General features: G+C 68.6%; 12 protein-coding genes. 7 read left to right on the forward strand and 5 right to left on the reverse strand.

Annotated elements, in window-relative coordinates; translation table 11 throughout:
* The first annotated feature begins 150 nt into the window (after positions 1-150).
* Genes ABIC28_RS06685 through ABIC28_RS06705 form a run of 5 tightly spaced genes read left to right on the forward strand, consistent with a single transcriptional unit; the run spans position 151 to position 6,799 of the window.
* Positions 151-1,812 (forward strand): aldehyde dehydrogenase family protein, encoded by a 1,662-nt coding sequence (locus ABIC28_RS06685; RefSeq protein ID WP_097213513.1) that lies wholly within the window; start codon positions 151-153, stop codon positions 1,810-1,812.
* Positions 1,813-1,814: 2 nt separating this feature from the next.
* Entirely contained in the window at positions 1,815-3,011 is a 1,197-nt protein-coding gene (locus tag ABIC28_RS06690) for a thiolase family protein (protein ID WP_097213514.1), read from the forward strand.
* Positions 3,012-3,046: 35 nt separating this feature from the next.
* Complete coding sequence (locus ABIC28_RS06695) at positions 3,047-4,786, forward strand: class I adenylate-forming enzyme family protein (protein WP_097213515.1); 1,740 nt, start codon at positions 3,047-3,049, stop codon at positions 4,784-4,786.
* Between the two features lies 1 nt (position 4,787).
* Complete coding sequence (locus ABIC28_RS06700) at positions 4,788-5,321, forward strand: PaaI family thioesterase (protein WP_097213516.1); 534 nt, start codon at positions 4,788-4,790, stop codon at positions 5,319-5,321.
* On the forward strand, positions 5,318-6,799 hold the full coding sequence (locus tag ABIC28_RS06705; protein ID WP_097213517.1) for a carotenoid oxygenase family protein: 1,482 nt from the start codon (positions 5,318-5,320) through the stop codon (positions 6,797-6,799). The genes ABIC28_RS06700 and ABIC28_RS06705 overlap by 4 nt, the downstream gene beginning before the upstream one ends.
* 72 nt (positions 6,800-6,871) lie before the next feature.
* On the opposite strand, the gene ABIC28_RS06710 is transcribed toward ABIC28_RS06705, so the two are convergent.
* Positions 6,872-8,113 (reverse strand): acetyl-CoA acetyltransferase, encoded by a 1,242-nt coding sequence (locus ABIC28_RS06710; RefSeq protein ID WP_269588780.1) that lies wholly within the window; start codon positions 8,111-8,113, stop codon positions 6,872-6,874.
* Positions 8,114-8,364: 251 nt separating this feature from the next.
* Here ABIC28_RS06710 and ABIC28_RS06715 point away from each other — a divergent pair, with 251 nt between their 5' ends.
* Complete coding sequence (locus ABIC28_RS06715) at positions 8,365-9,291, forward strand: winged helix-turn-helix transcriptional regulator (protein ID WP_354578089.1); 927 nt, start codon at positions 8,365-8,367, stop codon at positions 9,289-9,291.
* 30 nt (positions 9,292-9,321) lie between these two features.
* Here the strand turns inward: ABIC28_RS06715 and ABIC28_RS06720 are convergent, their stop codons facing one another.
* The 4 genes from ABIC28_RS06720 to pepN all read right to left on the reverse strand — a co-directional run bounded on the left by ABIC28_RS06720 (position 9,322) and on the right by pepN (position 15,297).
* Positions 9,322-10,692 carry a flavin monoamine oxidase family protein gene (locus ABIC28_RS06720; RefSeq protein WP_136907629.1) on the reverse strand — a complete coding sequence of 457 codons (1,371 nt, stop codon included), beginning with the start codon at positions 10,690-10,692 and terminating at the stop codon, positions 9,322-9,324.
* A 179-nt stretch (positions 10,693-10,871) separates the two neighbouring features.
* Positions 10,872-11,468 (reverse strand): DUF1109 family protein, encoded by a 597-nt coding sequence (locus ABIC28_RS06725; protein WP_097213549.1) that lies wholly within the window; start codon positions 11,466-11,468, stop codon positions 10,872-10,874.
* 114 nt (positions 11,469-11,582) lie between these two features.
* Positions 11,583-12,779 carry a winged helix DNA-binding domain-containing protein gene (locus tag ABIC28_RS06730; RefSeq protein ID WP_209928113.1) on the reverse strand — a complete coding sequence of 399 codons (1,197 nt, stop codon included), beginning with the start codon at positions 12,777-12,779 and terminating at the stop codon, positions 11,583-11,585.
* A 28-nt stretch (positions 12,780-12,807) separates the two neighbouring features.
* Positions 12,808-15,297, reverse strand: coding sequence for an aminopeptidase N (gene pepN / locus ABIC28_RS06735; RefSeq protein ID WP_354578092.1), 2,490 nt, complete (start codon positions 15,295-15,297; stop codon positions 12,808-12,810).
* Positions 15,298-15,400: 103 nt separating this feature from the next.
* On the opposite strand from pepN, the gene ABIC28_RS06740 reads away from it, so the two are divergent.
* Positions 15,401-16,222 carry an acyl-CoA thioesterase gene (locus tag ABIC28_RS06740; protein WP_209928110.1) on the forward strand — a complete coding sequence of 274 codons (822 nt, stop codon included), beginning with the start codon at positions 15,401-15,403 and terminating at the stop codon, positions 16,220-16,222.
* Positions 16,223-16,250 lie beyond the last annotated feature (28 nt).

Consider the following 16,250-nt stretch of genomic DNA (forward strand, 5'->3'; position numbering starts at 1 on the left):
ACCGTTGACAACCCGCTGTGTGTCCTGGTTCACTTCAATAACAGTAGTTATATCGGTCAAAGCGGACGACCGCCCCTCGTCCGCACACCCCACCCACCCCGATGACTGACTGATCTCGCCACAAATCTGTTGACACAGGAACGAGCGCCCATGTTCTTCGAAACCCACCTCGAACTGCTGCAGGCAGCGGCAGAGGCCAACCGCACCCGCACCGCGTGGACCGGGTATGCGCCCATCACCCCGCCCGACGCCGCGCAGGCCGACGCCATCCTCGGCGCCTACGACGGTGCCACCCTGACGCTTTCGTCTCCCACAGGCTCGGTGATCACCGCCGACGAGGTCTCGCCGTACACCGCGAAGGCGCTCAACGTCAGCTACAGCGCACCCTCCGTGGACGAGGCGCTCGTGGGTGCGGCCGCCGCGGCCACCGCCCTCCGCGACGCCGACGTCGAACGCCGGATCGGTGTGTGCCTGGAGGCACTGCACCGGATCCACCAGCGCGGCCAGGAGTTCGCGGCCGTCACCTCCCACACCACCGGACAGAGCCTCAACATGGCCTGCAGCGGAAGCGGGACCAATGCACTCGACCGCGGCCTCGAGGCCGTGGCGATGGCCTGGTCGGCCATGACCCGGGTACCCGGACACGTGACGTGGCAGCAGCGATTCGGCAAGTCGGACGTGACCCTGCGGAAGCGATTCCGCGCCCGCCCGCTCGGCACCGCACTCGTCGTCGCCTGCGCCTCGTTCCCCGCCTGGAACGCCTACCCGGCGATCCTCGCGAACCTGGCGACGGGAAATCCGGTTCTCGTCAAGCCGCACCCGCGCTCGGTGCTCGCGACCGCGCTCGCGGTGGGCGTGATGCGTGAGGTGCTGACCGAGGCACAGCTGCCTGCCGACGCCGTTCAGTTGGTCGTCGACACCGTGGACGCCCCGGTCGCGGGGCAGCTGGCGACCAGCCCCGAGGTGCGGATCGTCGACTTCACCGGCAGCCCAACGTTCGGGTCGTGGCTGGAACGAAACCTCCCGAACACCCTGGTGTTCACCGAGACCGCGGGCGTCAACACCGTTGTCCTGGACTCCGTTTCCGACTTGTCAGCAGCCATGCGCACGCTCGCCGGGGGTCTCTCGCTCTTCAGTGGTCAGATGTGCACCACTCCGCAGAACATCTACATCCCGGACGCCGGTGTGCGCACGGACCAGGGTGTGATCGCACGAGACGACGTCATCACCGCACTCCTCGCGGCGATCGACGATCTGGCAGGCGCACCTCGCCGCGCCGGTGCCGTCTGCGGCGCGCTGCAGTCCGACGCGACGCTGCACTCGATCACCGCGCTCGCCGACGCGGCCGAGGCGAGCGGGACCCTGGTCCGCAGGCCGCTGCCGTACGCGCACCCGGACTACCCCCAGGCCCGGGCGGCGACCCCGCTGGTCATCCGGGTCGACCCACGCCGGGGAGACACCCTTCCCGAGGGCGAACAGTTCGGTCCGGTCGCGTTCCTCGTCGACGCCGCCGACACCGCCTCCGCGGTGGAGCACGCGACCGCGAGCGTCCGCAGTCACGGCGCTATCAGCTCGTACCTCTACTGCACCGACGACGCCATCATCGACGAGGTGGCCGACGCATACGCCGACGCCGGGGCCTCCCTCTCGGCGAACCTGGTGTCCTCGATGCCCATGCAGTTCGCGGCCGCCTACAGCGACTACCACGTCACCGGCCTCAACCCTGCCGGCAATGCGACCCTCACCGACGAGTCCTTCATCGCCGGGCGATTCCGCATCGTCCAGGATCGTCGCCAGATCGAAGGGGAGTAACCATGTCCCAGTTCACATCCGGCGTCTACATCTACGACGCGGTTCGTACCCCGAAGGCGCGGGTCCGGCGCCAGGGCGGCACGTTCGCCGACGTACCCTCACACGAACTCCTCGCCCAACTGCTGTCCGCCCTGCAGGAACGCGGACTCCCCGCCGACACGGTCGACGATGTCATCGTCGGCACCAGTACGGCTGTCGGCGACCAGGGCGGCGATGTTGCGCGTGCCGCTGTGCTCTGGGCGGGCTGGCCGGACCAGGTCGGCGCCGGGGTGGTCTCCCGACTGTGCTGCTCGGGGCTCGACGCGATCGAGTCCGCCTCGGCCAAGGTGGCCTCCGGCATCGCCGATGTCGTCGTCGCCGGCGGCGTCGAGTCGATGTCGCGGGTACCGATGCTCTCGGACAGGCCGGCCTTCGTCTCCGACGAGGAGCTCGGCGACCGCACGGGCTACGTGACCATCGGGGTCTCCGCCGACCTCACCGCAGCCGAATACGGTTTGACACGAACGGATCTCGACGCCTACGCGGTGACCTCGCATCGCCGCGCCGCCGCGGCCCCGGCGTCCCGGTCCGTGATTCCGGTCCGCTCGGGCGCCACCACGATCCTCGAGTCGGACGAGGGACCCCGACCGGACATCAGTCTCGAGTCACTCGCCGAACTCGCCACCCTCTTCGGGGAGGATCCGTCGTGGAGCAGGGTGGCGATGCGTCTGCCCGCCGTCCGGCGTCCGGATGGCGGGCTGCACACCGCCGCCACCGCCCCGCAGATGGCGGACGGTGCGGCGATGGCGGTCTTCGGTTCCTCCGCCGCGCGCGATCGGATCGGCCGCGAACCGATCGCGGAGGTGGTTGGCGTCGCCCAGGCCGCCGTGCGCTCACCGCTGCTGACGGCATCCGTCGTCGCCTCCAGGCGTGCCCTCGAGAACGCGGGGATCACCGCCGGGCAGCTCGACGTGATCGAGGCGAACGAATCCTTTGCCGCATCCGCCCTGGTGATGACCCGCGAGCTGGGGCTCGATCCGACCAGGGTCAACCCGCTCGGCGGATCGCTCGCCACCGGCCACCCACTGGGCGCGGGTGGTGGAGCCCTCCTCGTCAACGCCCTGGATCAGCTCACCCGCATCGACGGCGAGTACGCCCTGGTCACCATCCCGGCAGCGCTCGGGCTCGGTGCCGCCGTCGTCGTTCGCCGACTCCGCTGACCCACTGCCCCCAGACCACTGCACGAAAGGACGCCATGAACGCCATCTCGGCAGGCCACACCGCCAACCGCTTACGCCCGTGCCATCCCGACAGCCGTGTCGACGACTACCTCGAACACCAGTGGTGGTCGCCGCTGACCGTGCTGGACCTCCTCGACGGCCAGGTGCGAAGCCGCGGAGACGCCCCGGCGGTGACCGATCCGACGAATCTGCCCGCGCTGTGCGGGATCGAGCCGGAGTCACTGACATGGCAGGAGTTGGACGCACGCGTCGACGACCTGGCCGCGAAGCTGCACGAGTCGGGAATCGGTCCAGGCGATGTCGTTGCCGTGCTGATGCCCAACTCCGTCGCCCTGACCGCGACCTACTTCGCCCTGTGGCGCCTCGGAGCGATCGCGGCCCCGATGCCGGCCTCGTACCGACGGTACGAACTGACGCGGATCGTCGAATCCGCTGCGGCCGTTGCGGTTGTCACCGTCAACAGCTTCGGCGACCGGTCGCCGTCCGAGGAGGCGCTCGGCCTGATCGGCGAGTTGCCCTCCCTGCGCACCGTGTTCACCTTCGGCCCGCCCGCATCGGATGGAGGACGGCCGCTGGACGCGGCCCCCGCCACCGACGGATCGCTCGATGCCGTGCGTCGCGCCTATACGGCGCTGCCCCGATCGGTGAACGACTGCATCACGATCTGCTGGACCAGCGGCACCGAGGCGGCGCCCAAGGGCGTACCCCGGTGTCACGGTGACTGGATCGCGGTCGGGCAGGCGGTTCAGGACGGACTGGAAACGGACGAGGCAACGGTCATGCTCAACCCGTTCCCGATGGTCAACATGGCCGGGTTCGCGACCTCGCTGCTGCCGTGGCTGCTCGGCGGCGGTCACGTGGTCCACCACCACCCACTGGACCTGGCCGTCTATCTCGATCAGCTCCAGCGCTACCGCGTCACCCACACGAGCATGCCGCCCGCGATTCTCACCATGCTGCTGCAGCGGGAGGACCTTCGGACCGCATACGACCTGTCCGCGCTCCGCCGGGTGGGTTCGGGTGGCGCCCCGCTGCCCCCCGGCGTGGTGCGCGACTGGCAGTACTCGCTCGGTGTCGAGGTGCTCAACTTCTTCGGCTCGAACGAGGGAGTATGCCTGCTCGGCGCTCCGTCGGACACGCCCGACCCGCTGATCCGCGCGGAGTACCTGCCGAACTACGGCGCACCGGACAGGTCGTGGGCCACCGGGGTGGCCGAGCGCACCTCGGTGCGCCTGGTGAACCTGGCGACGGGCGAGGAGGTGACTACGGTCGGCGGACGCGGCGAGCTCAGGCTGAAGGGACCGACGATCTTCGCCGGCTACCTGGAGGGAACCGCAGCATCGAGCCCGTTCGACGAGGACGGATACCTCTGCAGTGGAGACATTTTCGAGCTGTGCGGAGACAACGGCGAGTACCTCAAGTTCGTCGACCGCAGCAAGGAGATCATCATCCGCGGAGGCATGAACATCGCTCCTGCCGAGATCGAGGGGATTCTCATCGACCACCCCGCCGTCGCCGATGTGGCCATCGTCGGGTATCCCGATGACGTCCTCGGCGAGAAGTGCTGTGCGGTAGTTGTTCCCGCCAACAGTGACGGGGTCGCACTCGAGGACCTCGTGGACTTCCTGCGCGCGAAGGAGGTGGCGTCGTTCAAGCTGCCGGAACGGATCGTGACGGTCGACGAGCTTCCCAGGAACCCGATCGGAAAGCTGCAGCGGCGCGACATTCGCGGCGCGGTCGAGAAGGTCGGCTGACATGGCATCACCGGATGGCGACGGTGCACCGGTCGGCAGGCCACGCGAGACACCGACCGGGTCCGGCCGACCCATCGCCGACGAGATGACGGCGATGCTGGACGGGCGGTTCCCTGGCCTGGTCGGCATGCGCATCCTCGAGGCGTCGGCGTCGGAGGTCACCGGCGAACTGCAGGTTCGCGAGGAGCTGCTGGCACCGAACGGATATCTGCACGCGGCCACCGTCGTGGCACTGGCCGACACGGTGTGCGGTGTCGGCGCACGGCTGGCGCTGCCCGCCGAGGCATCTGGATTCACCACACTCGAACTCAAGACGAACTATCTCGGCACCGCGCGGTCCGGGACGGTCAGCGTGGACGCGACGCTCGTCCACAGTGGGCGGCGAACCCAGCTGTGGGACGCCACCGTCCGCGACGGCGCCGGGAGGGCGATCGCCCTCTTCCGCTGCACCCAGATGGTGCTGTACCCCTCAGCATCGCAACAACATTCAACTTCGCGATCAGAACACAGCAACACCGAAACGGAGCAGGCATGACTTCCACCCAGCCCCGCGCGAACGGCGACCCCATCGCCGTCGCTCGCCCGGTCGACGCCACCGACGACAATCCGTACACCCTCGGGGTGTTCGCGCCGGTCCACGACGAACTCACCCTCGACGATCTCACCGTCATCGGTGAGATCCCCAAGGACCTCAACGGTGTGTACCTCCGCAACGGCCCGAACCGGCAGTTCGAGGCACCGGGCCGCTATCACATGTTCGACGGCGACGGCATGATCCATGCCGCACATTTCGAGAACGGCAAGGTGCGGTACCGCAATCGGTACGTCCAGACCAAGGCCTTCCAGGACGAGTCCGAGGCGGGCCGTGCCCTGTGGACCGGTCTGATGGAGAACCCGCAGGACAATCCGTGGGGGAACGGACACGGCCTCGGGATCAAGGATTCCGCCAATACCGACGTCATCTACCACCGCGGCCAGGTCCTGGCGACCTGGTACCTCTGCGGAACACCCTACGCCGTGGACCCACTGTCCCTGGAAACGCTTGGTGCACAGGACTTCCTGGGCACCTTTGCCGGCGACATGATGGCCCACCCCAAGGTCGACGAGGCCACCGGCGAACTGATCTGGTTCGACTACGGCCCCGACCAGGACTTCCTCCGTTACGGCATCATCGGCGCCGACGGTCGTCAGACGCACCTCACGCAGATCGATCTGCCGGGTCCACGACTCCCGCACGACATCGGGATCACCGAGAACTACTCGATCCTCATGGACCTGCCGCTGGTGCAGGATCACGATGCGCGCCGGGCAGGCAAGTACCGGATCTTCTACGATCAGGAGCTTCCCGCTCGATTCGCGGTCATTCCCCGGCACGGCAACGGCAGCGAGGTGCGCTGGTTCGAGGTGAAGCCCTGCTACATCTACCACGTCGTGAATTCGTGGGAAGAGGGCGACGAGATCATCATGGACGTGTGCCGGGTGAAGAACCCTCAGCACCAGACGACTTTCGCTTCGCCGCTGTCCAACATGCTCGCGTACATGCGGCTCGACGCCCAGCTCTACCGGTACCGCTTCAACCTTCGCACCGGCACCACCATCGAGACCGAGCTCGACAATGCCAACATCGAATTCCCCAGCGTGGATTCGCGTGTCATGGGCCGCTCGCATCGGTACTCGTACAGCATGAGCCTCGGCAACGAGCCGACGCTGCTCTTCGACGGGCTCGTGCGGTTCGACTCACAGACGGGCATCAAGGAAGAGCACAAATTCGGTTCCGGGCGTTGGGGTTCGGAGGCACCATTCGCCCCGCGCGACGGATCGACGGGTGAGACCGACGGCTACCTGGTCTGCTTCGTCAACGACGAGGCCGAGGACAAGGGCGAGATCAACATCTTCGATGCCGAGGACGTCGCGGCGGGACCGATCGCGCGGGTGCTGCTGCCGCGCCGGGTTCCCTCCGGCTTCCATGCCACCTGGGTGCGCGCCGATCAGCTCATCGAGGCCCGCGCGTAGAAGAACGTAGGTCTCCCGGTGCGGGGCGGTCCGAGAGCCGCTCCGCCCGGGAGACCTTCGTCGTCTGCGTGGCTACGCTCCGCTTCCCCGGACCACGACCGTGGCCACCGCGGTCGTGAACGAACCACCGATGTTGACGGTGAGGGCGCGCCTGGCGTTGTCGACCTGATGGTCCCCCGCCCGGCCGGTGACCTGGCGAGCGGAATCGAGCACCATGCGGACGCCAGTGGCACCCACCGGGTGCCCCTGCGACATCAGCCCACCGCTGGGGTTCACCGGCAGCCGGCCGCCGCGCTCGATCGAACCGTCCATCACCACCTCGCCGCCCTTGCCCGGGTCCGCCAGTCCGATGTGCTCGAGCGTGACCAGCCCGTTGATGGTGAAGCAGTCGTGGATCTCGGCGACATCCAGGTCGGCGACCCCATCCAGTCCCGCGCGCCGGTACGCATCCTCGACGGCTCCGCGCAGGTGTGGGAAGAGGTAGTCTCGGTCGGCGCTCTGGGCGAGCTTGTCCGCGAGCAGCAGGGTCGCCGTACGGTGGCCGAATCCGGCGATGGTGGCCTCCTGGTCCAGGTCGGCTCCGGTCCGTTGCGCCCACGCCTGCGCAAACTTCGGCCCGGCCAGCACCACGGCTGCACCTCCGTCGGTGATGCGCCCGCAGTCGGTCTTGCGGAGCATCCCCTCCACAATCGGGTTCACCTCGTCGTTCTCGTCGAACGACCCCGCCGGGAAGTCCCAGTCCCTGGTCTGCGCAAGACCATTGCGCGATCCATTGCCGAAAGCGATCTCGGCGAAACGACCGAGATGTGCGTGGTCGAGGCCATAGCGCCGTGCGTACTCCTGTGCGATGTCGGCGAAGAGCGCGGGCCACGGGTACTTCACGCCCAGCGCCTCCCGCCCCGCCCACGCCGCGGTACCCAGGTACTCGGCGGCAGTCTGCGCGGACACGTTGCGCATCAGCTCGACCCCGACCACGAGCGCCACGTCGTACCGACCCGACTCGATGTCCGCGCACGCGGCGAGGATCGCGGTGCTCCCCGAGGCACACGCCGCCTCGTGCCGTGTGCTCGGCAGGCCGTCGAGGCCCGGGACGGCCGCAACCACCATGCCGCCGAGCTGCGCCTGGCCCGCGAAGAGCTCTCCAGCGAGGTTGCTCACGTGAATGACACCGACCTCACGGTCGTCGACTCGAGCGTCGGCCAGGGCGGCAGGCACGGTCTCGGCAAACATGTCGACCAGGCCGAGGCCCTCCTTCGACCAGTTCCTGGCGAAGTCGGTCTGAGCTCCTCCGAGCACGTAAACGGGGTTCGTCATCTTTCCTCCTTGTTGTCGCATCTCAGGTTAGCCACGGCCTACCGTTACTACAAGATCCATAGTTGCTCCCACGACTGGGCTCAACAGTGAATCAACCAGCGGTACAACAGTTAGACGTAGGGAACGCGGACATACCCCTATGAAATGGGTGCTGTATGCCGATATCACTTCTCAATGAGAAGCCGAAGGTCCGGGAATGGAACCGGAGCGCCGCGGTTCCCGGCCACATGCTGTTTGCAATGATTGACGGCATGTCCCCAGTCCCGACGCACCCGGCATCGTCCGCGCTGGGGCACGCCCTGCTGATCGCGGGTGACCGATGGAATCTGCAGATCATCCGGGCGGTCTTCGACGGCGCCGAGCGCTTTTCGCAACTACGTGACGAACTGGGAATCTCGGACGCAGTCCTCTCGCATCGTCTGGGTCGCCTGATCGAGGACGGAATCCTCGATGCGCACCCGTACTCGACCGCGCCGCCGCGTAACGAGTACCGCCTCACCGACCTCGGTGACGACCTGTGGCTGGTCTTCGTCGCGTTGTGGAGTTGGGACCGCCACTGGGCACCGTGGGCACCCGACCGGCCGACCACTCACCTTCGTCACCTGCCGTGCGGGCACCTCATCACGCCGATTTTCGGGTGCGCCGCCTGCGCGGCGATCGGCGTGACCGCCCGCGACGTGCGGACCGAGGTCGACGCGCCGCTCCTCGTCGACATCGCCGACCGCCGATCTCGGCGCACGGCGAAGGGTGACGCGCCGGGGATGGACTCCACCAGCGTGCTCGCCGATCGCTGGTCGACCTTCCTGCTCGCCGCCGCACTCGAGGGCAACCGCCGGTTCGGCGACTTCCAGAACCGGCTCGGGTCGATCTCGCCGGTCACCCTGACCGACCGCCTCGCCTACTTCGCCGACAACGGAATGCTGGTCCGTACGCCGATCACGGATGGCGCGCGGCGGCACGAATACCGCACCACGCCAAAAAGCCTCGACTTCTTTCCCGTGTTCGCCGCGCTCAACGCGTGGGCGGCGCGGCATCTGTCCGAAGACGGGCGATCCGGCCTGACCATCGTGCACAACGCAGGCGAGCACCTGCTCGAACCCCAGTACACGTGCAACGCCTGCAATGCCGTCTTGCGTCGGGCCGACACCGAGTTCAGGCGGGCGACCGCCGGTCGCTGATGGGCCGACCGCGCGGGCAAGAGGACATCGTCAGCCCCGGATCAGCCCGTCGTGCTCGGTCACCTCGCGCGCGGCCCGTTCACCGGAGCGGACGGCCCCGTCCACCCAGCCGCACATCTGCGCCGAGCTCTCCGTGCCCGCCCAGTGGATGCGACCGCAGGGCTCGCGGAGCGCGTGGCCGAACTCCGTCAGCACCCCGGTCGGCGCGTGGCTGAGCATGGCACCGCCGGAGTATCGCTCCACGGACCAGTTCTGCTCGATGTAGTCGATCGGTGTGCCGGCCTTGTCGCCGAAACGCCCGGTGAGCTCGCCGAGGACCGACTTGCGGCGTTCGGCCTCGCCGAGGCGCCCGATCTCGCGGGCAATCGGGCCCTCGACGATGACGCACAGCACCCCTGGCGTGGCCGCGTCCGTGCAGGCGTCGATGGTGATGGTGGCGGGGGAGCCCGGTGCCGCCGACTGACCTGACAGCCCATCGGCCCGCCAGAACGGCTCCTCGTACACGACCGCGATCTTGAAGATCGCACCGCTCGGCATCCGCTGGTGCAGGAAGGAGCGGTCGACGGGCAGCATCGGCTCGTAGAGGATCTGGCTCGCGATCGCGAGCGGCACCGCGACGATCGCCCGCCGGGCACGCACGGTCATGTTCTGGGAGCGAACGGTCACGCCGTTCCCGTCCTGCTCGATATCGCGAACAGGCTGCCCGAGATGGAGGGCGTCCCCGATCTCGGCCGCCATCGGCCGGTAGACGGCGCCCATGCCGCCGACCGGTCGCTCGTCCTCGGCCGCGTCCTTGACCCCCAGGACGAAGCTCGGACCTCCACCCGTCGCCATCTGGTACAGAACGAAGAGCAGCGAGACCTCCGAGGCTGCCGAGGTGTAGCAGCCGGCGATCGCCGTCTCGAGGAGATCGTGGGCCGGCCTTGAGTGGACGTTGTCGTCCAGCCATTTGGCCAGGCTGATCCGGTCCCACTCGGCGGCCTTCTTCGCCTCCCACGGGGCGTTGAGCGGGATCGTCTTACACATCGAACCCAGTTCCAGGAAGACCGCACCGAGATTCGCCGTCACCCACGGGCTCATCGTCAACGGAATGGTGCCCTCGTAGCGGTGCTGCTTGCCGCCGACCACCATCATGGCCTCGCCGTCGGTGTACTGCTTATAGCTCGGCACACCGAACTCGTCCATCAATGCGTAGATCCGGTCCTGACCTGGCCCTACCCAGGCACCGCCACGGTCGATCCACGACCCGTCCTCGCGCACTTCTGTGAAGGTTCGCCCGCCGACCCGGTCCCTCGCCTCGAGCAGCGCCACCGATTGGCCGCCTTGTTTGAGCCGCAGCGCCGCCGTCAGCCCCGCGAATCCCGCACCGACAACGCAATAGTCGACGTCGACGTCAGCCATGACAGCACCCTGCGTTCACCAGATCTGCGCGCACACCCTCACCGGGTGCACCACTCGGCTGCACTCGCGTAGCGGGGGTCGAAAACGCCTCGCATCTATGCGTACTCGCAGTGCACGTGCAGGTCAAGGGCGACGGAATGGCACCCGAAAGCCGTTGTCGCAGATATGAACCCGCGACATCACCAGGTATAGGTGAACTCGTACCAGGGGCCGCCGAGATGAGTCGAGGAGAACTCCCTGCTGTCGGATCCGTTGGGCGTCCGGTTCGGCGCGTATACCCACCCACTGGAGGCCCCGAACCCGTCGGCATCGGTGAACTGGACCTCATCCGCAGCGATCTTCCGAACGTAGCTGATCTCGAAGCCGTCGATCTCGATGTCCGCGAGCCGGGTATCGGGTTCGGCGAGTACCTGACGTGCGATGCGTTCGAACTCGGGGCGCGCCTCGTCGAACGTCGGTGGTGGCCAGGTCATCCCGACGGCGACGGCCGCGACCACTACGCTCGGCGCCGCCACGATCCACCAAGACCACCGCCGGTCCTCCCCGACGACGTACAGGCTGCGGATCGCCCAGATCAGCCCCGTCAGCGCGAGGACCAGCAGCGCCGGGACGCCGTATAGGAAGGCGTCAGCACCGGTCAGATTCCCGTAGCGGGCGGGCTGCCAGTCGTATTGGATGCAGAGCAGCACCGCAATCGGGAGAACCGTCATGGCCAGCACGATCGGGCCCGGCGGCTTGTTCCGCTGATCCCGCTCGACGTCGTCGGCTCTCGTCACCCAGTCACCGTAGCGGCCGGCGGGCTCCACGCCGGGGCACGAACCGGCGGTTCTCGGGCGACCCGCTCGGCCGATGATCCGATAACCGCCCGTTCGCGCCATCAGGGCGAACGGTCAGGCGCGCAGCTTCGCCAGTGGCGAGGGAAAGCGGGGGAGCACCTTCTCACCCTCGAGCCAGGCCGTCAGCTTCGCCGCCTCGTCGTCGAACGCGCATCGCGCCTCGGCACCGACGTCCTCGAGCAGGTGTACCACCACCTGCCCGGCCTCGTCCTGCCACCAGCCCCCGACTATCCGTCCGTCCCACCACGCCGTCGGGCCTGCGTTCCCGCTGGTGTCGAACAGCAGGTCCTTGTGCGGCCCGAGGTACCAGTCCCGGTCCCGCCAGCCCATCGTGGTGGGGTCGAGGGCGGGCAGCAGTGCCGCCCACGGTTCGACGGGATCGTCGTGTTCCTGGTCGTCGGCCATCAGGTAGCCGGTCTGGCCCTCCAGGTCGACCGCGACGACGTCCAACTCCGACAACGCCTTCCGCACGATGGACACCGTCGACCCGAGCCACCACTTGAGGTCGGCCTCGGTGCCGGGGCCGAACGCACGCAACCACGCCTCGATCAGCCAGGACGCGCCTTCCGTCTCGGTGCGGCGATCGATCGGCATGCCCAGCCAGGATTCGCTTGTCGCCCAGCGGTTCCGCGACGCCCTCCAGGGTCCGTCATTGGTCGCCCGCACGATCCGGCCCTCCGCCGACAGCACCGTCAGCACCCGGGGACCGACCGACACCTGTCCGCCCCAGCTCCGGCCCTCGCCGTAGGTCATCGAACCCTTCAACAGCGGGATCTGATCACGCAGCGACGTGTACGCCATCGGCGCGCTGCCCTCCAGCGCGTCGAGGACCGCATCCTCGGCCGCCCCGAGCCAGCCCGCCCCGTCCTCGAACAGGCCTGCCTTCTCCACCTCCCGGATCAGGCGCCGCCGCTCTGTGTCGGCGACCCGGTTACTGGCACCGGCCTGGACGAACGGCAGCGACTCGCTGGGGAACACGAACAGGGTGCGCCGCATCGCGAGGTGCTTGACCAGCGAACGCTCCTCGTACAGAGCACGTTCCAGGTCCGCCACCATCATGTCGTCGACCCTGGCCCTTGCGGAGAGGAAGATCGTCGCGGGGTCGGTGCCGTGCAGGCACACCAGGCTCGTCGCCGCCTCGGTCACGCTCTCGGCGCGGGCCTCGGGCGCGAGCCGGTGTCGGCGGGCAAGCCGGGCGCGGCGCTGCGCCTGGTCGAAGGGTGTGGCGTGATCGGTGGGCACGGGTGTCATTGTGCCCGCTCGCGGCAGGCGTGCACGGCTACCCCAACGCGGCCCGCACCCGCAGGTCCCGTGCCAGGTGGTCGCGCTGCTCGATCACCAGCCGGCACAGCGCGTTCGGTGCGTGCGGATTCGCGGCCAGCCAGGCGTCGACGGGGCCGAGTGAGTCGGCCGCAGGAAAGAGTCCCAGCACGATGCGCCGCGCGATCTCGATGCTCCGCCCTGCCCATACCTCGCCGATCGCCGCGAAGTACTCGTCGTCGTAGCGGGCGATGAGGTCGCGGCGGTCCCCGGTACGGAACCCGGCGATGACGGCGTCGAGGTGCTCGTTCGTCAATGACGTGTCACTGAGCGCGGACTCCCAGGCGCTCACCTTCACCTCCGCCTCCGGCCGCGCCGCCAGCGCCCGCAGGTGGGCGGTTCGGCCGGAGGCGGTGTCGTCGCCGCCGAGCTCGGCGTCCAGCTCCGCCGCGTCGGCGTGGCCGGTGGCGGCCAACGCGGTCCACAGCGCCCAGCGCAGGTCGGGGTCGAGCGCCAACCCGTCGGGCGCGGGCGCCCGCCCGTCGAGGATCGCCCCGATGTCGGCGGCCATGCGATCGTCGACGGCGGCCGCGGTCGCAGCCGCGCGCGCCCAGGCGAGCTGGGCGCCGGAGCCGGGCGCGGCGGATTGCATTGCGGCCCAGGTCGCCTCGAGCCAGTCACCGCGCCACCGATCCCGCTCCACGATCGGCAGGTAGTGGCCGATGACATAAGACGCATTCGACAGCACCGCAGCCAGCAGCGCCGTGTTCGACTCCGCCGGCGCGAACGCTCGGGCCATCGCGAGATAGCGGTCGGCGGCCAGTTCGCCGTCTCGGGTCGCGTTCCACAGCGCGGACCAGATCAGCCCGCGCGCGAGCGGATCGATGACGCGGTCGAGTGAACGCTCCACGGTGCCAATCGATCCGGGATCCAGGCGCACCTTCGCGTAGGTGAGGTCCCCGTCGTTCAACAGACGAAGGGGAGCGGGGTCGAGCACGATCGGCGTGCGTTCGGCGACGAGGTCCACCTCCACCCGCCCGCGACGGACCAGGTCGCCGGCATCGTCGAAGTCGTACAGCCCGACCGCGAGACGGTGCGGACGCGGGTCCGTCTGGACGATCACGTGAACGCCATTGGTCTCCTCGAGCGTCAGCGTCGACATCCCCGAGGTCTGTAGCCAGGCACGCGCCCACTCCGTGAGGTCATGACCCGACGCCGCCGACAGCTCCGCCAGGAGGTCCGCGAGGGTGGTGTTTCCGAAGGCGTGCGCGCGGAAGTAGCGGCGGGAGCCCTCGAAGAAGGCATCGCGCCCGACGTACGCGACCAACTGCTTGAGCACGCTCGCGCCCTTCGCGTACGTGATGCCGTCGAAGTTGAGCTTGGCCGCCTCCAGGTCGACGATGTCCGCGACGATCGGGTGCGTGGTGGGCAGCTGGTCCTGCGAGTACGCCCAGGCCTTGCGACGGCTCGCGAACGCGACCCATGCGTCGGTCCACTGCGTGGCCTCGGCGCTGGCGAGCGCGCCCATGTAGTCGGCGAACGACTCCTTGAGCCACAGGTCGTCCCACCACACCATCGTGACGAGGTCCCCGAACCACATGTGGGCCATCTCGTGCAGGACGGTGTTGGCTCGACCCTCGTACTGCGCGGCCGTCGCCGCGCCCCGGAAGACGTAGGCCTCGGTGAACGTCACGCAGCCGGGATTCTCCATCGCGCCGAGGTTGTATTCCGGCACGAACACCTGGTCGTACCTGCCCCACGGATAGGGGTAGCCGAAGTGCTCGGCGAAGAAGTCGAGGCCCTGCCCGGTCACCTCGAAGAGGGTGTCCGCGTCGAGGTACTGTGCGAGCGAGGCGCGGCACAGCAGACCGAGCGGAACCGTGAGATCTCCACGGCTCCAGATTGATTCGACCCGGGCATAGGGCCCGGCCACCACGGCGGTGAGGTAGGTGGAGATCGGCAGGGTGGGGGAGAACTCCACCGTCTGCCGGGAGCCGTCGTCCTCGCGGGTGGCGACCGGGCAATTGGACACCAGCTCCCACCCGACCGGGGCTGTGACGGTAAAGGTGAACGGCGCCTTCATGTCCGGCTGCTCGAAGCAGGCGAACACGCGGCGCGCGTCCGACGGCTCGTATTGGGTGTAGAGGTAGGTCTGGCCGTCGACGGGGTCGAGGAATCGGTGCAGACCCTCGCCGGAACGGCTGTACTCGCCGGTCGCCTCGACCACGACCCGGTTCGTCGCCCGCAGATCCCGGACCCGGATGCGGGCACCGTCGTACTCGACGGGGGCTGCCGTCCCGTTGACGGTCACCGACTCGACCGACTGCCCGATGAAGTCGATCCACGTCTCGGCGGTGGTGGCGTCGAACTCGAGGGTCGTGGTCGTCGGGAAGCCCGGCCGGGAGTGGTCGGGCGCGGCCAGGAGGTCGAGTTCGACGCGATAACGGTGGACGGTGACCACCGCCGATCGGGCGGCGGTTTCGGTGCGGGTCAGGTTCGCGATGGTCACGGATCGATCCTGCCAGGCGGGCCGCGCGCCAGGGCGGTACCGACGGCTTCTATGCCAAGCGTCATACTTGGGGTCGATCCGTCATCGCCTACGAGGAGCCACCGTGACCCGGACCATCGCCCCGCCGCACCCCTTCGACTCCGCCGTCGAGCTCACTCCCGCAGGCGAGGGACGTTTCAGCGGTCACACCTCCCCGGCCTACGCCAACATGGTCGGCCCGTTCGGTGGGATCACCGCCGCGACCCTGCTGCGGGCGGTGCAGCAGCACCCGGACCGGCTCGGCGACCCGCTCTCGCTGACCGTCAACTACGCCGGCCCCATCGCCGAGGGCGCATTCGAGATCTCCGCCCGGCCGGTCCGGACCAACCGCAGCACCCAGCACTGGGCCCTCGAGCTGTCCCAGGACGGGGTCGTCGCGACGACCGCGACGGCGGTGTTCGGCACCCGCCGCGAGACCTGGTCGTCCACCGAGATCGCCCGCCCGGACGTTCCTGCCGTCGATGACGTCGAGGCAGGCGCCTTCCCCGAGTTCATCGCCTGGTCCCGCAACTACGAGATGCGGTTCGTCGAGGGCGGAATTCCGACGGCCGAGGCCGCCCCGCACCCCGACACGGTCTCGACGCTCTGGGTGCGCGACACCCCCGCCCGTCCGCTCGACTTCGCGGCCCTGACCGCCCTGAGCGACGTGTTCTTCCCCCGGATCTTCCTGCGCCGCGGTCAGTTCATGCCTGCTGGCACCGTCTCGATGACCGTGTACTTCCACGCCGACGCCGAGGTGCTCGCCGAGCAGGCGGAGGACGCCCTGCTCGGTACCGCCCGCGCCCAGCAGATCCGCAGGGGCTATTTCGATCAGAGCGCGGAGCTCTGGGGACGCGACGGCACGCTGCTGGCGACGACCCATCAGCTGGTCTACTTCAAGGACTGAGGCGGCGGACGCCGGACCCGGTCCGGCG

The organism is Rhodococcus sp. PvR044 (assembly GCF_040548995.1).
Lineage (GTDB): Bacteria > Actinomycetota > Actinomycetes > Mycobacteriales > Mycobacteriaceae > Rhodococcus_G > Rhodococcus_G oryzae.